This window comes from Mucilaginibacter sp. AK015 (assembly GCF_014200785.1).
In the GTDB taxonomy this organism is placed as follows: domain Bacteria; phylum Bacteroidota; class Bacteroidia; order Sphingobacteriales; family Sphingobacteriaceae; genus Mucilaginibacter.
The window spans coordinates 159,751-185,759 of sequence record NZ_JACHCV010000004.1 but is presented as its reverse complement, the minus strand read 5'-3'; the positions used below and the strand labels follow the sequence as shown (position 1 = coordinate 185,759).

Sequence of the window (26,009 nt, the reverse complement as noted above, 5' to 3'; positions counted from 1 at the left end):
TTAGAAAGATCGCCCCGCCTTGTTAGCGGGGCTTTCGCTTTTTAAGGTGTTAGCCCGCAACGCCGACGACAGATCTTGCGAGCAGACTTTGCGTTTTACCATAACCTGTCTTCGTTGTGCCCCCTGCTTAAATAATCTTCAAATTTTCTAATTCGGTTTTTAGTTGCTGCGGCGAGTTAAAATGAATAGATTGAATACCGAGTTTTTGTGCCGCCGATACATTGCGCAGGTTATCATCAATAAACAATGCGTTTTGGGCTTTAACATTGTGCCTTTGTAACAGTAATTGATAAAAGGCAGGATTAGGCTTACGCATCTTTTCGGTACCCGACACAACAATATCGTCAAACCAGTTTAAAAAATCGTACCGCTCCAAAGCAACCGGAAACGTTTCTGCCGACCAATTGGTAAGCGCGTAAATCTTATACCTGTTGGTGTTTTTTAGTTGCTCAAATATTTCAACGGTACCCTCAATGGCATCGCCCAGCATCTCATCCCAACGGCCGTAAAATGCGCGGATATTGGCCTCGTGCTGTGGATGCTGCTGAACCAATAGCGATGTACCTTCTTGGAGAGGCCGGCCGGCATCCTGTTCCTCGTTCCAATCAGGCGTGGTAATATTGGCCAGAAAATGTAGCATGTCCCGCTCGTCGGCAAATAGTTTCCGGTAAAGATATTGCGGGTTCCAGTCGATAAGTACCGCCCCGAGGTCGAATATGATGGTATCGGTCACTTTTTATTTTCCTTCTCCTCTTTATAATCTCGTTCGGTAACCTTAACGGCGGTGATAACTGAATCTTTGGTCATGGTGAAAACCAGGTTTTTGGTATACAGCGTATCAATTCCGCTCATTTTACGTATTATCTCATAGTGAAAGCTAAGGCTGTCGCGACTAAAGCGATCCGGGTAATGAAGCATACCCACAATATTATTGAATTTAAGGCCAACCAATTTATGGGTAGCAAGCAGGTCCTCCACCATCAGGTTGCGCCTCGGGAAGGTAAGTCCGTCGCCCTCATTCCATCCTTTCCGTTCAAACTTTTGTTTGTAGGTGCAGCTTGTTAGCATGGCTACCATCAGCATGAAAATGATATATAGATTGATTTGTCGGGGGCGGACCATATTATGTAGCATTACTTGGCAAATATCCTTTAAATCCTTTTAAACAACATAATTATTTTACATTGTTAAAGTTAAGGCGCACTTGCCCGCCAAATGATATTTACAGCCGATAACACATCCGTCTCTAAACGGAGATCGCTGTTTACAACAAAATCGTTTTTCCGGTAGAAATTTATCGGCGACAAATAAGGCCGGCCGTCAGCTTTAACATCATTATCTGGTCAACAGCCCAGCCAAAAAGGGTATCTTCCCTGGCCTTTAGGGCATTTAATAATTGTACCATACCCTCTGCCATGCCAAGCCTCTTTCAGCATGATAAAAAAGCAGCGAATGCCGCCAACAGAAAACAAGGTGGCCCAGCCAATAACTGCACTAGCCTTATCTTTTAATAAAATATAGTCCGGATTTACCAGTGTAGCTAAGTAATCGTTAAAATCTGTTATGCCGGGCATACACAGCCTTGTAGGGTACTCGGCGTTCCAGATGCTTAACAGGGTGTCCTTTTCCTGCGCTGTTAAATCATAAACGTGTTCAATCTTACACATTATGTAACAAATAGGTTTTCAGTTCCTCGAAGCTCGTACTTAGGCTCGTTGCATGGCGCGGTTTTTTGTCAAGGTCTTTAACCTGCTGTGGTATTACTATTTTCCCGGCTACATCCTGTGTAAACACATCGGGGAATTTGCAGGGATGGGCGGTTGACAAGAAAACACCGGCGGTATCTTTGGCATTCTGCTCATCCTGATAAGCTGTTAGCGCTTTCCATGCAATAGCAGTATGCGGGCATACTACATAATTATATTTTTTTGAAATATCGCGTATGGCCTGCAATGTTTCCTCGTCGTTATAAGTATAGCCTACAATTAGCTTTTTAAGCGCCTCGGGTTCGTCTTTAAACAGGTCGGCAATACGTACCCAATTGCTTGGGTTACCCACATCCATAGCGTTTGAGAGCGTAGCTATTGAAGGTTTTGGCTGGTACACACCTGTTTTAAGGTACGAAGGGACGGTATCGTTAGCGTTGGTAGCAGCAATAAATTGCCCGACGGGTAAACCCATTTTCCAGGCAAGCAAGCCGGCACCGATATTGCCAAAGTTGCCGCTTGGCACCGCGAACACTACCTTGCTGATGCCTTCGCGAAGTAATTGTGCGTAAGCATTAAAGTAATAGAAGGTTTGTGGTATAAGCCGTGCGATGTTAATGGAGTTAGCCGATGTTAAGCGAAGCTTTTCATTCAGCTCCTGATCGGTAAACGCTTGTTTAACCAGCGCCTGGCAATCGTCAAATGTGCCATCAATTTCCAGTGCACGGATATTTTGGCCATTTGTGGTGAGCTGCAGTTCTTGTATATTACTTACCTTGCCTTTCGGGTACAGAATAGTCACCCGGGTATTGGGCACCCCTAAAAATCCCAGAGCAACTGCGCCGCCGGTATCGCCTGATGTTGCCACTAAAACGTCGAGTTGTTTTTCGCCTGCTTCTAAAAAGTAACTCATCACCCGGCTCATAAAGCGCGCGCCAAAATCCTTAAACGCCAGCGATGGCCCATGGAAAAGCTCCAGCACGTAAACCTTATCTTCCAGTTTTACAACAGGTGCGTAAAAGTTGATGGCGTCGTGGATAATGGCTTTCAGGTCGTCGGCAGGGATATCATCACCCAAAAGATTTTGCGACACATGAAAAGCTATCTCGGGCAGGGTGTACTGATCAAGGTTATTCAAAAACTTATTCTCAAGGCGGGGTATCTCTACCGGCATATATAAGCCTTTATCCTGCGGCATACTATTAAAAACCGCCTCTTTAAAACCAACTCTTAGATCTGTATTGTTAGTGCTGTAGAATTTCATTTTGATTTCGGATTCCGAATATTCGATTTCGGATTTTTAAAGTTCATATTAATACTGTTCGAAGTTCGAAGTTGTAAATCCGAAATCCGAAATTAGGGTTATCCCAAAACCCTCGGCCCGGCATCATTTATTGTTGATACATAACCGTTGGAGCCAATTTTTATATTGGTTAAATGCTGCTGTAATTTAGCAGTGATACGCCTGGCTGTTTCCTCATCACGGGCGAACGCGAATACAGACGGGCCAGACCCGGAAATGCCGAAACTTACCGCGCCGAGTTCCATAGCCATTTGGCGCATCAGGTAAAAATCGGGGATGAGCATACTCCGTACCGGCTCAACCAAAACGTCCTTCATACTGCGACCTATCAGATCGACATCCTGCATAAACAAGCCGCTTACCAAGCCAGCTATGTTACCCCACTGGGTTACAGCATCCTTCATCTGGATATTTTTTCGGATGATCTGCCGGGCTTCGCGGGTTGGCACATCCACATCCGGAAATACAATTGCGCACCATAGGCCCGCCGGGTGTGGTAAACGCACAACATCCAAGGGTTCGTAACTGCGTATCAACACAAAGCCGCCCAGTAAAGCAGGGGCAACGTTATCTGCATGGCCATGGCCACAAGCCATCTCCTCGCCTTTCATGGCAAATGGCAACAGGGTAGATGGGTCGGCATTATCGCCCAATAGCGTTTTGATGGCAAACAAACCGGCAACCGTACTGGCCGAGCTGGAACCCAGGCCACTGCCTATCGGCATTTTTTTGTGCAATTCTATATCTACCCCAACGTCTAACCTATCTACACTTTGCAGATAATGTTGTACACTTACGCTAACGGTGTTTTTGGCCGGGTTAAGCGGCAGGCGACCATCATCACCGGTAATTTTACTGATTGTGATACCGGGCTTGTTGGTCATGCGCATAATCACCTCGTCTCCGGGTTCGTTCACAGCAAAGCCAAGTACATCAAATCCGCAAACTACGTTAGCCACTGTAGCCGGGGCAAAAACGTGTATACCCTCCCGCACTCCTGAAGGGAGCGCTTTTGAAGGGCTTGATTCTAATATTTCTTTTAAATTTTCCATTATTTAGTCGTTATGTTTCCCCTTCAGGGGGTTAGCGGGTGACTTAATTCGCCCCCACATTTATCAGATCGGCAAACACACCGGCGGCGGTCACTTCGGCACCTGCGCCCGGGCCTTTAACCACCAGTGGCCGATCTTTATACCTGTCGGTAGTGAAAGATATGATGTTGTCGCTGCCGCTCAGCATGTAAAAAGGGTGGTTCTCATCAACACTTTGCAGAGTAATGGAGGCCTTGCCGTTTTCCAGCTTACCTATGTAGCGCAAAACCTTTTTGGCTTTCGCTGCCTGCTCTTTCAAATTGGTAAAGTATGCATCTTCGGCCTTAAGCGCGGCGTAGAAATCTTCAACGGTTTGGGCCTCTAAACATGCTTTTGGCAGTACACTATCTATTTCTACATCTGCCTCTTCCATTTGGTGGCCTGCATCGCGGGCAAGTATCAACATTTTGCGCATAAAATCCTTTCCGCTCAGGTCGTCGCGCGGATCGGGTTCAGTATAACCTTTCTCCTGCGCCTCTTTTACCACATCATGGAAATTAGCATCGCCGTTAAAGTGATTAAAGATAAAAGAGATCGTGCCCGACAGGATCGCCTCTATCCGTTGTATGCGGTCTCCGCTGCTCATCAGGTCCTTTAATGTACGGATGATAGGCAGTCCAGCTCCTACGTTGGTCTCATAAAAGAAGTCGACACCGTGCTTGCGTGCGGTATCCCTGAACGTTTTGTATTGCGCGAACGATGCCGAGTTGCCTATTTTATTGCAGGTAACCACTGATATATTTGATTTGAAGATCTCCTCGTAAAAATCGACTGGCTTTGGGCTGGCGGTATTATCAAGGAATACGCAGTTGGGTAGGTTCATTTCTTTCATTTTAGCGATGAACGCTTGCAGGTCGGCGGTATCGGCCGATGCCTGGAGGTCGTTTTGCCACGTATCGAGTGATAGGCCGTCGGCATTGAAAACCATTTTACGGGTATTGCTTATTCCGGTGATCTTTACCTGTATACCGTTGTTTTTTTGCAAAAATTCGGTGTGCGCGTTTAGCTGGTTAAATAAGGTTTTACCGATATTACCGGTACCCAGGCAAAAGGCGTGCAGGGTTTTGGTAAGCTCGATAAAAAAGGCATCATGTACCGCGTTTAGCGCTTTGGCAAGATCATGCGCAGAGATGATCACCGAAATGTTATACTCTGACGATCCCTGGGCTATTGCCCTTACATTAACTCCGTTGCGGCCCAGCGCGTGGAATAATTTACCGCTCATACCGGGGGTTTGTTTCATATTCTCGCCCACAATAGCCAGTATGGCCTGTCCTTTTTCTACCACCAGCGGCTCAAGTTTATTCGCCGCCAGTTCCAGTTCAAATTCCTGTTCAATCAACTGTTTGGCCTTATCAACGTCATGCGGCTGCACGGCAAAAGTGATGCTATGCTCAGATGATGATTGGGTGATGAGAATGATATTGATCTGCTCTCGCGCAAGTAGCGAAAAAAGCCTGCCGCTAAAGCCCGACTTACCAACCATGCCGCTACCTTCTAAGTTAAGGATGCTGATGTTGTTGATAGACGAAATTCCTTTGATAGGCAGACTTGACGCCTTGCAATTGTGGCGTATAACTGTACCCGCAAAAGCCGGTTCAAAGGTATTTTTGATAACAATAGGTATCTTCTTTAAAAACGCAGGGATCATGGTTGGCGGATAGATAACTTTGGCGCCGAAGTACGAAAGTTCCATAGCTTCAGTGTAAGTAAGTTCCTGCAGCGGGAACGCCTTTTGCACCATGCGCGGGTCGGCGGTCATCATGCCATTCACGTCTGTCCATATCTGTATCTCTTCTGCATTTAATGCAGCCCCGAAAATGGCGGCGGTGTAATCGCTTCCGCCGCGGCCAAGAGTGGTTATCTGCCCTGCATCGTTACTGGCAATATAACCGGTGACGATAAGCAGCTTATCGCTGTTTTCGCGATAAAAGCCATTTATCAAAAGTTCAGTTAAGCTGATGTTTACTTTGGCCTGCCCAAATACGTTATCGGTCTTTATCAGTTCAGAGGCGTCAACAAAAATCACATCGTTGAAGTGCTGGGCTGCAATTTTGCTCACCATCAACGCCGAGCAACGCTCGCCATAACTTAGTATCTGGTCGCGGGTTTTTGGGGTTAGCTCACGCAAGGTCAATACGCCCTGCAGCAACTCTTCCAGGTGATTAAAATGAATTTTAAGGCGGGTGTAGGCGGGGTTCTGGTTCTGAACGCTAAGCAAGGCTTTAACCACGTCAAAGTGGCGTTTTTCCAGTTCGGCTAATTGAGCGGTAAATTCCTTGCCGTTGGCGGCATCCTCTGCCATGGTTACCAACAGGTTGGTTACCCCACCCATGGCAGATAATACTACTACCGGGCGGCTGCCGGGTTTATCCTCGTCCTTTAAAATATCAAGCAGGGTTTGTATGCTGCTCACCGAACCTACCGAAGTGCCACCGAATTTTAAGATCTTCATTTCTATTCTTATAATTACTTTTCTTCGCCCCCCCTGTCCTTCAGAGAGTGTTGGGTGAGGCAAAAAAAAGCCTTCCTCTTTGCGGAGGAAGGCTTTCATTTGGTTTTGTTTATGTTTTTACACCATACGATTATCTTCCTCCGTGTTTTATCCCGGTGGTAATAATGGTTGTAATAATGGTGTTGTTAGTTGTCATATATATAATGTCGGTAAAGTAAGTAGATTTTAATTTAATAACCAAATGTAAAGTGGTTTTATTTTTTCAAACCTTTTAAATCTTCCTAAATTGCAGCCTTATGCAGGGACTGATAACAAAATCGACCGGGAGCTGGTACCAGGTGAAGAGTGATAAAGACACTATCGAGTGCCGTATTAAGGGGAAATTCCGGATAAAAGGGATTACTACCACTAACCCGTTAGCGGTTGGTGATGTAGTTGATTTTGAGATGGAGCCCGAACAGGGAACGGGGGTTATAACCAACCTGCACCAGCGTAAAAACTATATTATTCGTAAGGCCATCAATCTTTCCAAACAAGCGCAGATCATAGCGGCCAACCTGGACAGGGCGCTTTTAGTAGTAACCCTTGCCTCGCCCCGCACATCACTTGGCTTTATCGACAGATTTTTAGTTACCGCCGAAGCGTACGATATACCCGCCTGCCTGATATTTAATAAGCTGGATTTGTTTAGCGATGAAGGTTTGAAAATATTGGATGAATATAAGGCTATATACGAAAATATTGGCTACCCATGTTATTCTGTTTCGGCTTTGGAGGGCACTAATATTGATGCGGTGCAAAACCTGCTGAAGGATAAGGTAACGCTGTTCTCGGGTCACTCGGGCGTAGGTAAATCCAGCCTGATCAACCGCTTATTGCCTAACCTTGACCTGCGCACGCACATGATATCTGAATGGAGCGATAAGGGAATGCACACGACCACCTTTGCGGAAATGTTTGAGTTGCCACAAGGCGGATATATTATTGATACGCCCGGTATCCGCGAATTGGGTGTTATCGATATAGAGAAAGAAGTGCTGAGCCATTTCTTCCCCGAAATGCGCGAACGACTAAACCAATGCCGCTTTAACAACTGCCGCCATATTAATGAGCCCGGCTGCGCGGTGCTTACCGCACTGGAGGCAGGCGAGATAGCGCCATCGCGGTATGACAGTTATTTAAGCATTTATCATGGCAACGATACGAGGGCTTAAGGGATTCAAGACTTTTAGAGTCAAGAATCAAGGAAGAAAAATAATATATAGTATTACATGTTGCGAGATCCTGACTCTTATGTCTTGATTTCTTGAATCTTTTTAAATATGCGGGCAGTAATACAACGAGTTTCAGAGGCATCATGCCGGGTTGAGGGCAGCATCACCGGGCAAATTGGCGTTGGATTTATGGTATTGTTGGGTGTTGAAGACGCAGATACCGACGATGACTTGCAATGGCTTGCGCAAAAAATTACCGGCCTGCGCGTATTTAGTGACGAGAATGGCTTAATGAATAAAGCGCTCGCTGATGTTGGGGGCGACATATTACTCATATCGCAATTCACCCTGTTCGCCCAAACAAAAAAGGGTAACCGCCCGTCGTTTATTCGCGCGGCCAGGCCGGATAAAGCGATCCCTATGTACGAGCAGATGATAAGAACGCTGGAAACCATTACCAGTAAAAAAATAGCTACCGGTATTTTTGGCGCCGATATGAAGGTTAATTTGGTAAATGATGGCCCGGTAACCATAACAATAGATACAAAGGTTCGGGAATAGGAATTGCCCGTATGCTGATAAGCGACAACTGTTAAAAAGACCTATTTACACCTTTTGCGCTATTTTTAGTAATATTACGCTATGCGTAAAAATTTAACTCTCCTGCTTTTTGCTCTTGCTATGTCTGCATTGTCAGCCTTGGGCCAGGCACCTGGAGCAAGCATCGATGTGCAGCATTACCGCTTTGCCATCAACTTAAACGATGCCGATAATGTTATTAAAGGGCAGGCAATTCTTACAGTGAAGTTTTTGAAGCGGGCAGATAAATTTACGCTTGACCTGGCAAAGCAAAACAGCGAAGGCAAAGGCATGTTGGTAACCGCTTTAAAAGAGAATGGCAAGGCTGTTGTGTTTTTGCAAGATAGCGATAAGCTGATCATCAACACCAAGGGTGCGCCGGGATCTGTGCATAGTTATCGGATTAACTACCAGGGCACCCCTACCGACGGCCTGATCATATCTACCAACCAATATAAGCGCCGCACATTTTTCGGGGATAACTGGGCAACCCGGGCCCGTAACTGGCTGCCTTGTGTAGACCATCCAGCGGATAAGGCGTCGGTAGAGTTTTTGGTGACGGCGCCCGCGCATTACAAAGTTGTAGCCAACGGGTTAAAGGTTGCCGAAAAAGTGCTGCCAGGCAATAAAAGATTTACGCACTGGCGCGAGACCGCCAAGCTGCCAACTAAAGTTATGGTAATAGGTGTGGCCGATTTTGCGGTGGCTAACCCAGGTACCCCCGGTGGTACCCCCGTTTATACTTATGTGTTTCCGGAAGATAAAGAGGTCGGGTTTAAAAGCTATGCAGTGGCCACAAAAATACTGCCTTGGTTTGCCGGTAAAATAGGGCCGTTTCCATATAAAAAACTGGCTAACGTGCAATCAAAAACCATTTTTGGAGGCATGGAAAACGCCGGGGCGATATTTTATTATGAAAAATCGGTGAATGATAAGGGTATTGAAGCTTTAATGGCGCATGAAATAGCACACCAATGGTTTGGCGATGCCATTAGCGAAAAGACGTGGCAGCATGTATGGCTTAGCGAAAGCTTTGCTACCTATATGGCCAATTTATACCTTGAAGGAACTTATGGGCCCGATAGTTTAAAGTCGCGCCTGGAGGATGACAGGAAGCTGATATTTGCTTTTGAAAAGCAGTACCTTGCCCCGGTGGTCGACTCTGCCTTTAAAGGCCCGATGATTAACATGCTGAATACAAATGCTTACCAAAAAGGCGGCTGGGTATTACACATGCTGCGCCGCAAAATAGGCGACAAAGCGTTTTGGAAAGGCGTAGGTAGCTATTATAAACTATACAATGGCAGTAATGCCAATACCGACGATTTGCGAGCGGTAATGGAAAAAGTTAGCGGGACAAACCTAAAGCCATTTTTTTACCAGTGGCTGCGCACCTCGGGTCACCCACAGCTAAAAATATCCCAGGTTTATAATGACGCGGCCAAAACCGTCGCCATCCATGTAAACCAATTGCAGGCATTACCTTACCAGTTTACGCTGGAACTACTGGTTGATGGAAAGCTTTACCAAATGAATATCAAAGGTGCCGAAACTATCTTAACGGTCTCGTCGGCGTCTGCCAAGCCGGATATCAAGGTTGACCCAGACGTTAATTTGCTGGCTTCGTTTGTGCAATAATTAAACCTTTTATAGGTGCATGCGTCAAATACGCAATGCGTTTAATTTAGTTTGGGTAATTTTAATTTTGGTTATTCTTTATTTTGGCAAATTAAAAAATTCAAAACATTATATCTTTTTAAAATGTTTTCCGTATAATTGAATTATAAAGTAGCCAATACGGCTATGTAAAAATTAACCGATCTGTTCACTTTAATTTTTAACATCATGACAAAGGCTTATCAATCCATTTATGTAAAGTTTTGCAGGTGGAGCTTCAAAAATTTCGGTCAGGGGGCGTTGCCTCAGTTTAAATCGTTGTTTAACGTAAGCTTTTTGCTGGTTGTGGTGTTAACAAACGCCATGCTATTTACAAAGCTTTTGGTTAAGGCGCAATGGTTAACATTAGACATGTCCTCGTATGTGGCGATCCTTTTTGGCGCGGTAGCTTTTTTACTATTAAATCATTTTATATTGTTAAACAACCGCATGTTTAAAAAGCTTAATGCCCGCCTGGCAACTATAAGCGCGCACAATAAAAACCTGTTTTCGGTTGTATTGCTTGTGAATGTATTGTGTGCTTGTGGGTTGTGTTTTATAAGGTAAATACTAAACTAGATATAAAAGCAGGGAAACATTTACGTTCCCTGCTTTTTTTATTTTGTGCATGGTTGTAAATATTTACGAAATTACCACATCGTACTTTTTTGCAACGTTGTGCATCACCGCGTTGTTTTTTCCAAAGACCTTAACGGATCGTCCCGACGGTTTAAATGCGCTTGGCTGGCTATCCGGGGTGAGCGTAACCAGCAATACGCCGGTTTGCGTGCCTATGTTTTTAATGCTATGCACAATACCATGCGGAATAAAAATGTTAGCACCCTTTTCCGCTTCGTACGTTTTACCTTCTGCAAAAAGCAAAAAATTGCCCTTAGTAACCAAAATTACTTTGTCTTCGCGGTTACAGACATGGGCCGACGAAACTGCGCCGATGCCAATTTCTTGTTCTATAATAGTTAATTTACCGCCGGTACACTCGGCGCTCAGGATGAGGTTCATTCGTATTCCCTCTATTTCAGTCCCAGCTTGTTGAAGACCTATATGATTAGTAGCAGATGTCATTGTGATAACTCTTTATTATTACTATGACGGAGCTTTAACCGCAAGTGTTACAAGTACACTTAGAAAATGTTGTATGTTTAAACGTATATATGTCTGATTTTAAGTAGACTGTATATAGCTGTGCAGTTGCTCAATGGTCTCCTTTTGCGAGTGGATGGTTTCGTAAACTACATCGTTTATAGATATTATACCGCATAACTCATCCTGCTGGTCAAAAACCGGCAGATATCGTATGTTATTCTCGCTCATCACCAGCATACAAGTATCAACCGATGATTCGGGCGTTATCTTCGGGAAGTTATTGCTCATGATCTCACCAACTGTTGTATCGTCCGAGTGCTTGCCCATTAAAATGATCTTGCGGGCGTAATCCCTTTCTGTTACCAAACCTATGTATTTGTTATTTTCTGTTACTACTACCGAACCGATATTTTTGTCAGCCATAAGCTTCAGTACATTTAAAACGGTGGTTTGTGTAGGTACAGCAATAACATTGCTGCCCTTGCGGGCAAGGATGTGTTTCACGCTTTTCATATCAGTTGGGGTTATTTGGTTACTGAATTTACGAATAACTAATAGAAAAACAATAGGTTATAAATAAAAAGAGAAAATTAAAGCTTAGCCTATCGCAATAACTTTGTCCTTTAATACCCCAAATATTCTGTCAGCTTTGCGACTGAGTATGGCAACCTTACCTGTAAATTTCCCGAACGAAGGCAGTATAGCCTGGTTTTTACCAAAAGCAAAACAAGGCAGCGTAACCTTTTGCCTGCCGCGCCCAATCAGGCTAACGCCAGGATGAATGTGCCCGCATAACACGTAACCGCCATCAGCTTTTTTCTCCGGATCAGGCAGCGGGTGGTGCAGCATCAGGAAGGGCCCCATAGCTAACTGTTTATGCAGGATAATGCCCAGATCGGTATAATGCGTATCGCTTATGATATCGTGATTGCCTTTTATGAGAATGATCTCCAGTTTGGGAAACTGACTGCGCCAAAGCACAAACCAATCCCAGTCGTTATTCATATCACTGTGGAAAAGATCTCCCAAAAAAATAAGCTTATCAGGGCGGTGCTCATAGATCAGGTCGGAGAGCATGGCCAGGTCATCCTGCTCCATATTACGAGGAATAGCGATGCCAGCCTTACGAAAATGACCAACCTTGCCGAAGTGTACGTCAGCAGCAATCAGGGCCTTTTGCTGGTGCCAGTAGATAGCTTTTTGTGGTAATAAAAAAAGGTCCTGATCTAAAAATTGGAAAGGGGTGCCCGCACTTATCGTCATGGCGCCAAAGATAAGGGTTTTGGTTGTTTGGTGAGTAGTGAGTGGTTGATTGGTGAGTGGTTGGAGCGCGAGCAACCAAATTTATTTATATTGCCTTATGGAAATTAAAGAAGCGCAGCAATTGGTAGATAACTGGATCAAGACCACCGGCGTAAGGTATTTTAACGAACTGACCAATACCGCCATGTTGATGGAAGAGGTTGGCGAAGTTGCCCGTATAATGGCAAGGCAATACGGCGAGCAATCGTTTAAAAAATCGGACAAGGAGGTGAACCTGGCGGATGAAATGGCTGATGTGCTGTTTGTACTGATATGCCTGGCGAATCAAACCGGCATTGACCTGACTGATGCCCTGGAGAAAAACATGCAAAAGAAAAATATCCGTGATTCCGATAGGCATCAGAATAATGAGAAACTTAAATAGGTCTCTAAAGTTAAACAAGCTTAACCAGCCTGTCGCCCTCTAACACAGGGATAGCTTTTGTAAGGTCAACCTGCAGGCAAAACTCAATATCCTTTTCGATGCCCAATTTTCGAAGGCGCTCGCCGTGGGATGTTTTGGCAAGGTACAGGTTGATATCATTTTTACCCAGTTGAAACAAGTCGTTAGCGGCAATGGCTGGGTCATCTAACGTGTAACCGTCATTCTTTAACTGCTCAATTACTGCGCCTGCAAAAAGGGTGTCTTCCAGGTTAAAATTGTTTTGCCAGCCCGCGCAAACCAGCAGTATATTGTGTTGCGTGGTTTTTAGCCAGTTACACAGCGACGTAAGGTTAAGGAACGAGCCTATCACGATCTTTTTGGCCATACGCGATAAATGCAGGGCGTGCGTACCATTAGTTGTAGTAAGTACAATGGTTTTGCCCGCAACCTTTTTGGCGGTGTACGAGAACGGGGAATTGCCAAAATCAAATCCTGCAACTACTTCGCCATTACGCTCGGCGGCTAATAAATAACTAAGGCCCTTTTCGCGGTAAGCGGCGCATTCTGCTACCTCGGCTACCGGGATAATGGCCTCGGCACCATTTTCTATGCCATAACAAATTGATGAGGTGGCCCTGAAAATATCAATCACCACTACTATATACTCTTCCACATGGTAAAGCGGGAGAAGCGCCGGAGTAAGGCAAACATTTAACATGGCTCCCCTGCCCCCTGAAGTGGGAATAGAATTCTTAATATCTGTGGTCATATACTGTTCCCCATTCAGGGGTTTAGGGCCTTACTTATAGAACGGCGGTTTTACCACTGTAGCTTTAACTTTATTATCGCGGATACTGATGTAGATATCTGTACCTTCTTTGGCAAATTCGCTTTTTACATAGCCCAGACCAATTGCTTTTTGCAGCGATGGCGATTGCGTACCCGATGTAACTTTACCGATAACGTTGCCCTCGGCATCAACAATTTCATAATCGTGGCGGGGGATGCCGCGGTCAATCATTTCAAAACCAATGAGTTTACGGCTTACACCGGCCTGCTTTTGCTGCTGCAAAGCTTCGGAGTTGGTAAATTGTTTGGTGAATTTGGTTACCCAGCCTAATCCGGCCTCTAATGGTGATGTGGTATCATCAATATCGTTACCGTACAGGCAAAAACCCATCTCTAAGCGCAAGGTATCGCGGGCTGCCAAACCAATTGGTTTTATACCAAACGGCTCTCCGGCTTTAAATACCTCATCCCAAATATATTCGGCATGCTTGTTATCGAAATAGATCTCGAAACCACCGGCGCCGGTATAACCCGTTGCAGATACCAGCACGTTGTCGATTCCTGCAAACGTGCCTTTCTTAAAGGTGTAATACGCCATCGATCCAAGATCGATATCCGTAAGGCTTTGCAGCGCTTCAGCAGCTTTAGGGCCTTGTACAGCAAGTAACGATGTGCGGTCTGATATATCTTTCATGTCTACACCACCGGTGTTAAATTTAGATATCCAGTTCCAGTCCTTTTCAATGTTCGAAGCGTTTACCACCAGCATGTAGGTTTTTTCGTCGATACGATAAACCAGCAGGTCATCAACAATGCCCCCCTCTTCATTAGGCAGGCAGGAGTACTGCACCTTGCCATCGTACAGCTTTGAAGCGTCATTGCTGGTAACGCGTTGTATCAGGTCGAGGGCGTTTTCACCCTTTAAAATAAACTCTCCCATGTGGCTTACATCAAATACACCAACGCCCTTGCGTACGGTATCATGTTCGGCATTGATGCCAACGTATTGTACGGGCATATTATACCCGGCAAAAGGCACCATTTTAGCACCCAGATTGGTATGTACTTGTGTTAAAGCTGTATTCTTCATTATTGTGGTTTCTCGCTTGGCAAAAATAGCAAAATAGCTGTAGGGAATGCGCTTGTTTATACAATTGATTGATAAAAATCGGTTAGCTGAGGTATAATCATATTTATATTGTGCTGCTGCTCTACCAGTTTACGGGCGTTACGCCCGATTTCGAGGCAATAATGCTCGTCAGTAATGCATTTTTTAACGGCCTTGTAAAACTCGTCCAGGTTGTTGGCTATAATAATATTTTTGCCGTTCTCAACATTAATGCCCTCTGCCCCAAGCGAGGTAGAGATGATACATTTTTCCATCGCCATTCCTTCCACAATTTTCACCCGCATTCCGCCTCCGGATAATAGTGGTACTATCATAATAGATTTGCTGTTTACAAACTCAAGCGCGTCATCCACCTCGCCGTGTATAAATACTTTGCCCAGCACTTCGTAATCGTCGAACTGTTCGGGTATGTTGTGCCCGGCCACATAAAACTTAGCTTTAAGGGGGCCGTCAGTAAGATCTTTATGAAAATTATCCATAAACCACTCTATCCCTTCCCGGTTTGGAAGCCAATCCAGCGAGCCTAAAAAAAACAGGCTTGGGAAGTCGGTTTTTGAATGGTCGGGTTTGTAAAGGGATAGATCGATGCCGATAGGCAGCACCTTCAGCGGCACTTTATTGCCAAATGAAATAACGGAGCCTTTGTCCTGCTCAGTAAACACCACAATGCCGTCAAATTTGTTCAGCAATTCCAACTCGTAATTTTTTATACGTCGGGCCAGTAATTGTAAGTACCACTTTTTTAGCGGATCGCTTTTTTGCTGCGCCAGCTTTTGCCACACCTGGTGTTCAATGTTATGCGCCCTGAAAATAACTTTAGCTTTGGATGCCTTGCGGATGGTGCCAAGATAGGGCCCTACAAATATGCCTTCCAGCTGAATAACGTCGTACTCATTTTCCTGCAGATTTTTTAGGAGCAGCTTTTCGAACCCGGCATTGTAATACTTGTCAATATTGTAAGAATTGTGGGTAAACAAATTGCTAACCGCCTCGATCATGGTTATACGGGTATCGATATTGTACGCTATATAATTGATCTTCTCCAGCAGTTCGTCACTTTCGGGCGTTGCACTTGAGTATTTGTTAACATTGAGGGATATCAGCGATACTTCATGACCTAGGGCGACTAACCCCTTTATGGTATTACCCACTACAATAGGGTAGCCGCCATTTTGCGGAAATGGTGTACGATGCGTTAATATCAGTATCCTCAAGTCGGGCAAATAATTGGTTATGCCAAAGGTATCAATCCCATTAGGCTTTATCAATTAACTCTTCAAAAATAGATACGCCCGGTTCGGTCACTTTAAAAGTTTTACGGTGGTAAGGGGTATGCCCGCGCTCTAAAACCATTTTACGGTGGCTAATGGTTGGGTAGCCTTTGTTGGTATGCCAATCGTACTCGGGGTGCTCTAACGCTATTTTTTTCATATAGTCGTCCCGGTAGGTTTTGGCCAATATAGATGCTGCCGCTATACTGAAGTATTTGGCATCGCCCTCTACAATACACTTGTGCGGTATCTCTCCGTATTTGTTAAAGCGGTTACCATCAATGATCAAAAATTGCGGTATACACAACAGCTTATCAATTGCTCGGTGCATGGCCAGGAACGATGCATTCAGAATATTGATCTCATCTATTTCAGCATTGTCGCACCACGCCACAGCATGGGCAATGGCTTTTTCTTCTATTTCAACACGCAACTGATACCTTACCTCTTCGCTAAGCTGTTTAGAATCGTTCAATAAATGATGGTCAAAATCGCGTGGTAGGATAACTGCGGCGGCAAATACCGGGCCGGCAAGGCACCCCCGACCGGCCTCGTCACATCCCGCTTCAATATATTGGTGCTGATACCTTGCTAATAACATCCGTTCGCGCTTTCCCTTCTTTGGTTTTACAAATATCTTAAAATAAGCGTAGTGCATGCAATAAGTGTTGAAAAATAAACCATTAGCGCGGTATGGGGTCAAACCAACAACTATTAAGAATGTTAAACAAAGGGATGAAGAGATTGATATTTGTTGTTTTTGTTTTTTGTGGGATAAATTGCTTTGCCCAAAAGCATACACCGTTACCGCACGGAATGGTTTTTGGCAATAAGCCCAATGATATTGCGCCTGTGCCGGCTACAAAAATAGAGGCTTTGATGGGTAAGAAGATACGCCAAAGCACGGCAGTTGTTGGTAAGATCATTACCGTAACAAAAGAACAGGGCGGCTGGTTTGAAATTGACGCAGGTAACGGTAAGGTGATAGCGGCACATTTTAAAAACTACAATATAAAACTTCCCGAAGCGATTGAAGGCCGGACCGTAATTGTAGAGGGGGTAGCCCAGCGGGTATTAACAGCTGATGATTTGCAGCACTTTGCCGGCGATACGGTTACCGGCACTAAACAACATCATGAAAAGGTAAACCCTAAAGCGCGATTAACGTTTGAAGTATGGGGTTTGGTTGTAGATAAGTAATCGCCTCCGTTATAATAAACAAGCCAGTGTGCCTAAGGTAGGCAGCAAGCGATACATTTGACAGCAGTACCATGACTGTTAGCGGCGTAAACAGTTCACACTTTTTTGTTGTAAATGGCTACGGTAGCGTGCTATAGTGTATATAAAACAAAAGCCATCGGGCGAATTAACGGATGGCTTTTTACAAATAAATTCTTTTTACAGCAATTACGCAAATTTTGCTTCTTTCCTTAAGGATGCAGGTTCTACTGCAAGGTAATCAGCAAATAGCTCCCGTATTTTTTCCGCTATTTCAGCACGGTTAACGGTTGAAGCATCGCGGCGGCATTTAAGATAATGCTCGCGAGCGATCTTTTCAGAGAGGTCGCCAAGCGTTTTCACTTTTAATTCTTTGCCGAATTTGCCGGCAAGTACCAAGCCGGTAATAGAAATTACGGTACCTATATAGCCAATTAAACCGTAGGCAAAGCTAATGGTGATGGATAGGATAAGCGCTATGGCAAATGCCCATACGATACCGGGCTTAGGTCGCAGCAGGTTCATGTGCAGGCCCATTTCCTTTTCCAGGTCCGAGACAACTTCAATGCGGTTATCGCGCGGAAAAAGCTCGCAGAGTTTGGTTTGCGGCCTTAAGTCGCATTTTTCAATTGGCTTTTTAGCATTAATTGCACTACGCAATTTGTAAAAGGCCTGCTGTGTTGTGCAGCTATCGCTTTGTACGATCTTAACTTTTTCAACCACAAGGTCGCATAACGCCCCAAAGGTTTTTATCTTGTTAATATCCTGGTCTGTGAATCTGATATTGAACGATCTTTCGATCTTTAGTAAAACATCACCTACATCCTCCGGGTCGATATTGCTCAAATTACCAACCGGCGTATTCTTAAAATTAACTTTCAATACTATAGTACTAAATTAAACCATTTAGCGCCGTAAATTAACGGCGGCTAATCCTTAATCCAAAACTGATGCCAGTTTCAAATTACTTGCTCAAATACATTGATTTTTCTTTATACAAATGTCTGAAATAGGGGTCTTCCAAATCGGGGATAAACCTGATCGCTTCACCTGTCGATTTCATTTCGGGGCCTAACTCCTTGTTTACTTCAGGGAATTTATCGAACGAGAATACAGGCTCTTTTATTGCATATCCTTTAAGCTTGCGCTCTATGGTAAAGTCTTTTAATTTATTTACGCCCAGCATAACCTTGGCTGCTATATTAATGTAAGGCACATCATAAGCTTTGGCTATAAAAGGCACCGTACGCGATGCACGCGGGTTAGCTTCTATTACATACACTTTGTCATCCTTTATGGCAAACTGGATATTAAGCAAGCCCCTGACGTTTAATGCACGTGCTATTTTGGCAGTATATTCTTCCATCTGGTGTATTACATTGTCAGACAGGTCGAAAGGCGGCAATACTGCAAATGAATCGCCCGAGTGGATACCCGCCGGCTCGATATGTTCCATCATACCAATGATGTGAACATCTTCCCCATCGTGGATAGAATCTGATTCTGCCTCGGCAGCGCGATCCAGGAAGTGGTCAATTAATACACGATTACCGGGTAAATTTTTCAACAGATTTACCACAGCCTTCTCCAGGTCCTCATCGTTTATCACAATGCTCATGCCCTGGCCGCCAAGTACGTAGCTTGGGCGTACCAATACCGGGTAGCCTACCTCGTGCGCTACTTCAAGGGCTTCTTCGGCACTTTCGGCAACGCCGTATTTAGGATAAGGGATGCCCAGGTCTTTCAGCAGGTCGCTGAAACGGCCGCGGTCTTCGGCAATATCCATATCGTTGAATGATGTACCGATTATTTTGATGCCATGTTCATGCAGTTTTTCGGCCATTTTAAGCGCGGTTTGGCCACCCAGCTGCACAATTACACCATAAGGTTTTTCAAGGTCAATAATCTCACGTACGTGTTCCCAAAATACCGGTTCAAAATATAGCTTATCGGCCATGTTAAAATCGGTAGATACGGTTTCGGGGTTACAGTTTATCATAATGGCCTCAAAACCGCTTTCTTTGGCGGCAAGCAAGCCATGCACACAACTGTAATCAAACTCGATGCCCTGCCCGATGCGGTTAGGGCCCGATCCTAATACAATGATCTTCTTTTTGTCTGATACAACAGACTCGTTCTCACCTTCGTAAGTTGAGTAGTAATACGGCGTTTTTGCCGCAAATTCTGCCGCGCAGGTATCTACCATTTTATAAACCCGGTTGATGCCAAGAGCTTTACGGCGCTGGTAAACATCCTCCTCAGTTACGTTGCCTAAAACATAAGCTATCTGGGTATCAGAAAAACCACGTTGTTTCAGGGTGAAAAAGAAATCTTCAGGGATATTGTTAAGCGAGTAACGACGTAACTCTGTTTCCAGATTTACCACGTCCTGTATCTGGTTCAGGAACCAGCGATCTATCTTGGTAACTTTGCGTATCGATTCGATAGGCACGCCCAGGCTCATCGCATCGTAAATATGGAACAGCCTGTCCCAACTTGGGTGTTCAAGGCTGTGCATGATATCATCGAGGTTGCGGCTTTGGCGGCCATCGGCACCAAGGCCTGCGCGCCCAATTTCAAGGCTTTGACAGGCTTTCTGCAAGGCTTCAATAAAGCTGCGGCCAATACCCATTACCTCGCCTACTGATTTCATCTGCAGGCCAAGCTCGCGGTTGGCGCCTTTAAATTTATCAAAGTTCCAGCGGGGTATCTTTACAATAACATAATCCAAAGTCGGCTCAAAATATGCCGATGTTGTTTTGGTTATCTGGTTCTCTATTTCGTCGAGGTTATAACCAATAGCAAGCTTTGCAGCAATTTTAGCAATAGGGTAACCTGTTGCTTTTGATGCCAACGCTGATGAGCGCGATACGCGTGGGTTGATCTCTATCGCGATGATCTCTTCATCTGCCGGGTTTACCGAAAACTGTACGTTACAGCCGCCGGCGAAATTACCAATGGCGCGCATCATTTTGATAGCCTGGTTACGCATTTGCTGGTAACAGCGGTCGCTCAGGGTCATGGCAGGCGCTACGGTTATCGAGTCGCCGGTATGGATACCCATGGGGTCAAAGTTTTCTATCGAACAGATAATGATAACGTTATCATTACTATCGCGCAATAGCTCCAGTTCATATTCCTTCCAACCTAAAACTGCCTGTTCTACCAATACCTCGTGGGTTGGCGAAGCCTGCAGGCCCCGGCTTAAAGCGGCGTCAAAATCTTCTTTTTTATGTACAAAACCCGCGCCTTTACCGCCGAGCGTGTAGCTTGGGCGTATCACCAGCGGGAAGCCAATTTCCTGCGCGGCTTCTTTGCCTTCAAGAAACGAATTGGCAATTTTTGATTTTGCTACGCCCACACCAATTTCTACCATCAGTTGGCGGAAGGCTTCGCGATTCTCAGTTTTTTCAATTGCGGCAACATCAACCCCAACAACTTTAACGCCGTATTTTTCCCAAATTCCGCGTTCAGATGCTTCGATGCAAAGATTCAGAGCGGTTTGGCCGCCCATAGTAGGCAATACGGCATCAATTTTTTGTTCCTGAAGTATTTGTTCAATACTCTCGCAGGTAAGTGGTAGCAGGTAAACGTGATCGCCAATAACCTTATCCGTCATGATAGTGGCGGGGTTACTGTTGATGATGGATACTGTGATCCCTTCGTCTTTTAAAGAAAGGGCTGCCTGCGAACCGGCATAATCAAACTCACACGCCTGGCCTATAATGATAGGACCTGAACCAATAATTAAAACGGATTTGATGGATGTATCTTTGGGCATAGGGCTTTGTTAAGTCAAAAAGTTAAAAACGGGCATTTGCCATTTAAACAATAAGTTCTATGCGCTGAGGTTGTGAAGTATTCCCGACTCAGCATCGGGGTGCAAAGATAGTAATTTGCAGGGATTTGAAATGCTTATTTTGTAATTTTAATACGATACTGTTGGATTAAAAGGTACTGCATGGTATTTGCAGATAAATAGTATTAAAGACGAGTGATTATTTAAGGGCGAAATTCACCGGCACGCTATACTGTACGCTTACTGCCTGGCCTGCAACAGTAGCGGGCACCCACTTTGGCGAGTTCGATATCACCCTAAGGGCCTCTTCATCAAGTAAAGGGTTCACATGCCTTGTTACTTTTACATCGGTAACCGACCCGTCCTTTTCTATCACGAAAGAGAGCAGCACGCGGCCTTGTGTTTTTTCTTTGCGGGCAAGTATAGGGTAAGTAAGGTTTTCAGACAAATATCGTCCGAAGGCCTGCGTACCGCCCTTAAACTGCGGACTTGTATTATGCGCGCCTGCGTACTTAAACGTTTGCCCGTTTGTATTTACCGATTCTCCGCTGATGAGTATGCCATTGCTGTACTTTTCTTTATAGGTAGAGTGGAGGCCTTCTTCTGTTCCTGTCCACTCGCCATCTTTTTTACCGTTTAACACCTGGCCAGATACAATTACCTTTTTAAACTTACTATCATAATCTATATAAAGGCCTTTCCCGTCAACTACCTGGGCTATGCCTAAAGAGTCGGCAGTAGCTTTAATCAGGTAATTGTGATTGAACTCGTTTGAGGGATCTAAATTATCAGGATAAACAACCGTCCGGTAAAATTTACCGTTGGGATAATAGTCTGTCTGGTCGCCGGTTTTTTGGTTACGGGTGTAATGGTAAACCCCCTTTTTTATACCCGACGGATAGTAGGTCAACACATCGCCTTCAAAGCTGGGCACCTGCGGGGTCAACGATCTGCCAACACGCCGGGTTTTTCCATGAACAAACGTCTCGGTAACTATAAACATATTACCATCCGGGTGGGGTTCAATGCGGCGGGTGTAATCGGCACGGCTGGTATCACCTTCTACTGTGCCATTATCATTTAAAACACCAACATAGGTGCCATCATTTTTAAGATAAAAAGTGGTTACCTGGGCAAGGGCAGGGCATGCAAAAAGAACCAAGATGAAAAAAGTAAAAAGGGGTTTCATTAAATAATTGCGGCTTAAGGCACCGCTAATTTATCTAATTAATTTATTATTCAAATCCGGGAAGATTAATATGGGCTCGTAACTACGTGCCTCTTCTGCTTCCATGTAAGCGTACGACATAATGATAACCACATCGCCAACCTGGGCAAGCCTGGCGGTTGCGCCGTTAAGGCATATCGTACCACTGCCGCGTTCGCCTTTTATAACGTAGGTTTCAAAGCGGGCGCCGTTATTATTATTAACAATTTGTACTTTCTCGTTAGGGATGATATTTGCAGCTTCGATAAGATCCTCATCAATGGTTATACTGCCAACATAGTTCAGTTCGGCCTGTGTTACCCTAACGCGATGAAGCTTTGATTTTAATACCTCAATGATCATGGCGCAAAGGTAGGAATAATTGGCTGATGGTTCATAGGTGATAGCCCATGGTAATGTTTTTCATTTGTAATATATGTATGACGGTGCTATGATCTATCACCATTACTATTTACTACTTTATCAACACGTTATCTATAAGCCTGGTGTTGCCAACCCTGGCCGCGGTGAGAGCTACAACTGTTTCGCTATTGGCATCGGCGGGTAACAGGGTTTTACCGTCAACAATACTGAAGTATTCAGGCTGCACACCTTCTTCGGCGGCTAATTTTGCCATAGCATCCTTTTGAAGTGTTGGTAGATTATCGATATTGAAATTAGCTTTAACCCAGTTTAATGTTTTAAATATCACCAGGGCATGCTGCCGCTCGGCCGGTGTTAAATGGATGTTGCGCGAGCTCATGGCCAATCCGTCGGTTTCCCGCTCAATTGGGCACATTACCATTTTTACAGGTATCCCCATCAGGCTTACCATGCGGCTTACCACTAAAAACTGTTGGTAATCTTTTTGCCCCATGTAAAGGTTATCGGGCTTAACAATATCCAGCAGTTTATATACCACCTGAGTTACTCCCTGGTAATGGCCGGGCCTGAAGTCGCCTTCCAGCAAATGCTCAAGCGGGCCAATGTTTAAATGCCATTGCTCATTATCGTCATAAATCTCGGTAACCGGGGGGTTAAATAAAACATCGCAGCCGGCCTGCTCTAATTTAGCCATGTCTTCGGCTATCGGGCGCGGGTAATTCTTCAGGTCGTTGGGGTCGTTAAACTGCGTGGGGTTTACAAAAATGCTGCAAACGGTTATATCATTGCCCTGCCGGGCCCGTGCTATTAACGATAAATGGCCATTGTGCAAAGCGCCCATGGTTGGAACAAAGCCTATAGTTGCTGCGCCCTGAGATGTTAAATATTCCCGGATATCCCGGCGGGTGGTAAATGTTTTCAAGTTAAAATAAGGTTGCAAAAATTTTGTAAAGGTGTACAAATAGTTAAATACTACCAAACCCGCTTGCATAAGTGGTTGCCAGTTTATATAATAATGCTTATATTTGCAAACTCAAATTTTTTGACTTCTTTACATTTATTAATACTGATTAGTGATGGGTAAATCTAAGCTTTTGTTCATAACTCATGAAATGTCTCCTTTCCTTGAACTCACAAAAATTGCCGAAATAACACGCCAGCTTCCGCAAGCCATGCAGGAAAAAGGGTTTGAAATACGCATTTTGATGCCGCGTTTCGGGAATATTAATGAGCGCAGGAACCGCTTACATGAAGTTATCCGCTTATCGGGGATGAATATCGTTATTAATGATAACGACAATCCGCTGATTATTAAGGTGGCTTCGATACCGGCAGCACGTATGCAGGTATACTTTTTAGATAACGAAGAATATTTTCAGCGCAAGCATGTGTTTAACGATAAGGACGGTAAATTTTATGCCGATAACGACGAACGCATGATATTCTTTTGCAAAGGGGCCTTAGAAACGGTAAAAAAACTTGGCTGGGCGCCTGATGTGATACATTGCCATGGCTGGATGAGCGCGTTAGTACCTGCTTATTTAAAAACAACATATAAAGACGACCCTACGTTTAAAAATTCTAAAGTAGTTTACTCTATTTACGAAAACGACTTTAAAGACAAAATGGATCCTGATTTTGCGCGTAAGGCAGTAATGGGCGATATGACCGAAGCCCATACCGAGGCTTATAAAGAAGGCAGCAACACCGCGATGTATGCGGGCGCTATACAATACAGCGATGGCATTGTACTGGGTAGTGCTGATATCGATGTTGATGTGTTAAATAATGTTAAAAACAGCAATAAATCGGTGTTAGAATACGTTTCCACTTCTGATTTCGAAAATTATTACAATTTTTACGAAGAAATCACCAGCGACCAGTTGGTGGATGTTGCATAAGCTTTAAAATTATATATGAAATTTTACAAATTAGGCTTATTAACCCTGTTAATAAGTCTTTTTATTTTGAATAGCTGTAAAACCCAGGACGACATAGGTTTAGCACCGGATGCGCCGATAGATGGCAACCTGATAACAGACACCAGCATTGTTGCCACAACCGTAGTAGAAGATAGTGTTGTAACTAATAATTTACGCGCAAGGGCTCCTCTTGCATATTTTAAAGACCCGGAATTTGGCACTACCGAAACGAATATTGCTGCGGTGTTATCGCTGCCTAACGCAAGCGCTTACACGCTTCCTGCCGGTACAATAACTATCGACTCGGCACGGTTAGTGTTGCCTTATTCTGCCGATGGCTTTTATGGTGATTCGCTTTTATCTACCTTTACAGTAAATGTACACCAGCTTAACGAGCGTATAGTAACTTCAAAGTCGTATTACAACACCAGGCACTTTGATTTTAGCAGTGAACTATTGGGCGCTAAAACATTTAAAGCAAGGGAGCACGATAGTTTATGGATAACCAGTATTGTAAAAGGCAAGCCGGATACCCTGATGAAGGTTAAACCACAAGTGCGCATACCTATAGACCCCGCATTTATCAACACTAATTTATTTCATGCCTCAACAACTGTGCTGGCGTCTAATGCTCTGTTTGAAAATACCGTAAAGGGGCTATACCTTACTGTAGATAAGAATAATACTACTGGTATTGGCGGCAATATGTTTTTCAACCTAGATTCGGCTGCGGTAGTTGTTTATTATAAAAACGTTAATGGTTCAACAATTGATACTACCGCGCTTGCCCTTCCAATTGGTTCGAATGTTAACGAGATAAAGCATACATACAGTGCAAACGTACAAGCCGCTTTAGACCAGACAGCCACCAACGGCAACGTATATGTACAGGGGCTTTTGGGCTTAAGGGCTAAGTTAACATTCCCCAACGTAAAAGGCATATTCGACTCGTTGCAAAATAAAGTAATAATTAACAGGGCCGAGTTAGTTGTAAAGGTTAAACCGGGTACCGCATCGCCGTTTGGCCCAAATAAACGACTTGTACTATATAAGTACGATATCGCCCATCAGCGGGTTAACCTGCAGGATGCCTCGGCGTCAGACCCACGTGCGTCTATTTTTGGGGGCGATTATAATGCGGCCACCGGTGAGTACCATTTTATAATAACTGCATATCTGCAAGACCTTATACGGGGAAAAGCGGTTGATTATGGTACATTTTTAGCACCAACAGACCCCACTTCTGACAATGTGGATATTAAAGCGACGCCATCGTACGCAGAAAGATCTATACTGGTTGGAAAAGATTCGCCATATCGCATAAAGCTTAACATTATATATACCAAATTAAGTCAGTAAAACTTTTTAAAAGCACTTAAAAATACCTCATTTGAGGTATTTTTTTTTATACGCGGTTTTTTGCATTGATAATGCTATTTATCTCCTTACTTTTGTCGCGCATCTAATTCTATTTTTTACATTAAAATTCTATTCA

The 26,009-nt window shown here is 44.3% G+C and carries 26 protein-coding genes; 8 read left to right on the top strand and 18 right to left on the bottom strand.

Annotated elements, in window-relative coordinates:
- Positions 1-127: 127 nt before the first annotated feature.
- The 6 genes from HDC91_RS15740 to thrA all read right to left on the bottom strand — a co-directional run bounded on the left by HDC91_RS15740 (position 128) and on the right by thrA (position 6,555).
- Positions 128-733 carry an HAD family phosphatase gene (locus HDC91_RS15740; protein WP_183553777.1) on the bottom strand — a complete coding sequence of 202 codons (606 nt, stop codon included), beginning with the start codon at positions 731-733 and terminating at the stop codon, positions 128-130.
- The gene (locus HDC91_RS15735) at positions 730-1,083 is read right to left on the bottom strand and encodes a hypothetical protein (protein ID WP_183553775.1); all 354 of its coding nucleotides are present in this window, start codon (positions 1,081-1,083) and stop codon (positions 730-732) included. Before HDC91_RS15735 ends, HDC91_RS15740 begins: the two co-directional genes overlap by 4 nt.
- Positions 1,084-1,343: 260 nt before the next feature.
- Entirely contained in the window at positions 1,344-1,667 is a 324-nt protein-coding gene (locus tag HDC91_RS15730) for a hypothetical protein (RefSeq protein WP_183553773.1), read from the bottom strand.
- Positions 1,660-2,970, bottom strand: a complete 1,311-nt coding sequence (gene thrC / locus HDC91_RS15725) for a threonine synthase (protein ID WP_183553772.1) — start codon at positions 2,968-2,970, stop codon at positions 1,660-1,662. Before thrC ends, HDC91_RS15730 begins: the two co-directional genes overlap by 8 nt.
- A gap of 98 nt (positions 2,971-3,068) precedes the next feature.
- Entirely contained in the window at positions 3,069-4,061 is a 993-nt protein-coding gene (locus HDC91_RS15720) for a homoserine kinase (protein ID WP_183553770.1), read from the bottom strand.
- Positions 4,062-4,104: 43 nt separating this feature from the next.
- The gene (gene thrA, locus HDC91_RS15715) at positions 4,105-6,555 is read right to left on the bottom strand and encodes a bifunctional aspartate kinase/homoserine dehydrogenase I (protein ID WP_183554318.1); all 2,451 of its coding nucleotides are present in this window, start codon (positions 6,553-6,555) and stop codon (positions 4,105-4,107) included.
- 296 nt (positions 6,556-6,851) lie between these two features.
- Between thrA and rsgA the strand changes: the two genes are divergently transcribed.
- The 4 genes from rsgA (at position 6,852) to HDC91_RS15695 (ending at position 10,571) form a co-directional block, all read left to right on the top strand.
- Positions 6,852-7,769, top strand: a complete 918-nt coding sequence (gene rsgA, locus HDC91_RS15710; RefSeq protein ID WP_183553768.1) for a ribosome small subunit-dependent GTPase A — start codon at positions 6,852-6,854, stop codon at positions 7,767-7,769.
- Positions 7,770-7,877: 108 nt separating this feature from the next.
- Positions 7,878-8,330, top strand: a complete 453-nt coding sequence (dtd, locus tag HDC91_RS15705) for a D-aminoacyl-tRNA deacylase (protein ID WP_183553766.1) — start codon at positions 7,878-7,880, stop codon at positions 8,328-8,330.
- 120 nt (positions 8,331-8,450) lie between these two features.
- Positions 8,451-9,986, top strand: a complete 1,536-nt coding sequence (locus HDC91_RS15700; RefSeq protein ID WP_183553764.1) for a M1 family metallopeptidase — start codon at positions 8,451-8,453, stop codon at positions 9,984-9,986.
- 207 nt (positions 9,987-10,193) lie between these two features.
- On the top strand, positions 10,194-10,571 hold the full coding sequence (locus HDC91_RS15695) for a hypothetical protein (protein ID WP_183553762.1): 378 nt from the start codon (positions 10,194-10,196) through the stop codon (positions 10,569-10,571).
- Between the two features lie 75 nt (positions 10,572-10,646).
- Here the strand turns inward: HDC91_RS15695 and HDC91_RS15690 are convergent, their stop codons facing one another.
- The 3 genes from HDC91_RS15690 to pdeM form a co-directional block, all read right to left on the bottom strand.
- Complete coding sequence (locus HDC91_RS15690) at positions 10,647-11,024, bottom strand: cupin domain-containing protein (RefSeq protein WP_183553761.1); 378 nt, start codon at positions 11,022-11,024, stop codon at positions 10,647-10,649.
- A gap of 162 nt (positions 11,025-11,186) precedes the next feature.
- On the bottom strand, positions 11,187-11,621 hold the full coding sequence (locus HDC91_RS15685; protein WP_162429883.1) for a CBS domain-containing protein: 435 nt from the start codon (positions 11,619-11,621) through the stop codon (positions 11,187-11,189).
- 84 nt (positions 11,622-11,705) lie between these two features.
- Positions 11,706-12,371, bottom strand: a complete 666-nt coding sequence (gene pdeM / locus HDC91_RS15680) for a ligase-associated DNA damage response endonuclease PdeM (RefSeq protein ID WP_183553760.1) — start codon at positions 12,369-12,371, stop codon at positions 11,706-11,708.
- Positions 12,372-12,468: 97 nt separating this feature from the next.
- On the opposite strand from pdeM, the gene HDC91_RS15675 reads away from it, so the two are divergent.
- On the top strand, positions 12,469-12,795 hold the full coding sequence (locus HDC91_RS15675; RefSeq protein WP_183553759.1) for a nucleotide pyrophosphohydrolase: 327 nt from the start codon (positions 12,469-12,471) through the stop codon (positions 12,793-12,795).
- A 10-nt stretch (positions 12,796-12,805) separates the two neighbouring features.
- On the opposite strand, the gene HDC91_RS15670 is transcribed toward HDC91_RS15675, so the two are convergent.
- Genes HDC91_RS15670 through HDC91_RS15655 form a run of 4 tightly spaced genes read right to left on the bottom strand, consistent with a single transcriptional unit; the run spans position 12,806 to position 16,585 of the window.
- Positions 12,806-13,564, bottom strand: a complete 759-nt coding sequence (locus HDC91_RS15670; RefSeq protein ID WP_255476751.1) for a 2-phosphosulfolactate phosphatase — start codon at positions 13,562-13,564, stop codon at positions 12,806-12,808.
- Between the two features lie 30 nt (positions 13,565-13,594).
- A complete protein-coding gene (gene gcvT / locus HDC91_RS15665) occupies positions 13,595-14,674 on the bottom strand; it encodes a glycine cleavage system aminomethyltransferase GcvT (RefSeq protein ID WP_183553758.1) in 1,080 nt (359 codons plus the stop codon).
- A 56-nt stretch (positions 14,675-14,730) separates the two neighbouring features.
- On the bottom strand, positions 14,731-15,981 hold the full coding sequence (locus HDC91_RS15660; RefSeq protein ID WP_183553756.1) for a glycosyltransferase family 4 protein: 1,251 nt from the start codon (positions 15,979-15,981) through the stop codon (positions 14,731-14,733).
- Entirely contained in the window at positions 15,968-16,585 is a 618-nt protein-coding gene (locus tag HDC91_RS15655) for a ribonuclease HII (protein WP_183554315.1), read from the bottom strand. Before HDC91_RS15655 ends, HDC91_RS15660 begins: the two co-directional genes overlap by 14 nt.
- Positions 16,586-16,719: 134 nt before the next feature.
- On the opposite strand from HDC91_RS15655, the gene HDC91_RS15650 reads away from it, so the two are divergent.
- Positions 16,720-17,184 (top strand): DUF4920 domain-containing protein, encoded by a 465-nt coding sequence (locus HDC91_RS15650; protein WP_183553754.1) that lies wholly within the window; start codon positions 16,720-16,722, stop codon positions 17,182-17,184.
- Positions 17,185-17,391: 207 nt separating this feature from the next.
- On the opposite strand, the gene HDC91_RS15645 is transcribed toward HDC91_RS15650, so the two are convergent.
- The 5 genes from HDC91_RS15645 to panC form a co-directional block, all read right to left on the bottom strand.
- A complete protein-coding gene (locus HDC91_RS15645) occupies positions 17,392-18,084 on the bottom strand; it encodes a hypothetical protein (RefSeq protein ID WP_183553752.1) in 693 nt (230 codons plus the stop codon).
- Between the two features lie 82 nt (positions 18,085-18,166).
- Positions 18,167-20,983 carry a carbamoyl-phosphate synthase large subunit gene (gene carB / locus HDC91_RS15640; protein WP_162429875.1) on the bottom strand — a complete coding sequence of 939 codons (2,817 nt, stop codon included), beginning with the start codon at positions 20,981-20,983 and terminating at the stop codon, positions 18,167-18,169.
- Positions 20,984-21,200: 217 nt separating this feature from the next.
- Positions 21,201-22,190: an energy transducer TonB gene (locus tag HDC91_RS15635; protein ID WP_183553750.1), complete on the bottom strand. Its 990-nt coding sequence runs from the start codon at positions 22,188-22,190 to the stop codon at positions 21,201-21,203.
- Positions 22,191-22,220: 30 nt separating this feature from the next.
- Positions 22,221-22,571 (bottom strand): aspartate 1-decarboxylase, encoded by a 351-nt coding sequence (gene panD / locus HDC91_RS15630; RefSeq protein ID WP_183553747.1) that lies wholly within the window; start codon positions 22,569-22,571, stop codon positions 22,221-22,223.
- Between the two features lie 112 nt (positions 22,572-22,683).
- A complete protein-coding gene (gene panC, locus HDC91_RS15625; RefSeq protein WP_255476750.1) occupies positions 22,684-23,514 on the bottom strand; it encodes a pantoate--beta-alanine ligase in 831 nt (276 codons plus the stop codon).
- 154 nt (positions 23,515-23,668) lie between these two features.
- Between panC and HDC91_RS15620 the strand changes: the two genes are divergently transcribed.
- Both HDC91_RS15620 and HDC91_RS15615 read left to right on the top strand, forming a co-directional pair.
- Positions 23,669-24,493, top strand: coding sequence for a glycogen/starch synthase (locus tag HDC91_RS15620; RefSeq protein ID WP_183553744.1), 825 nt, complete (start codon positions 23,669-23,671; stop codon positions 24,491-24,493).
- A gap of 15 nt (positions 24,494-24,508) precedes the next feature.
- Positions 24,509-25,873, top strand: coding sequence for a DUF4270 domain-containing protein (locus tag HDC91_RS15615; protein ID WP_183553742.1), 1,365 nt, complete (start codon positions 24,509-24,511; stop codon positions 25,871-25,873).
- The last annotated feature ends 136 nt before the right edge of the window (positions 25,874-26,009 follow it).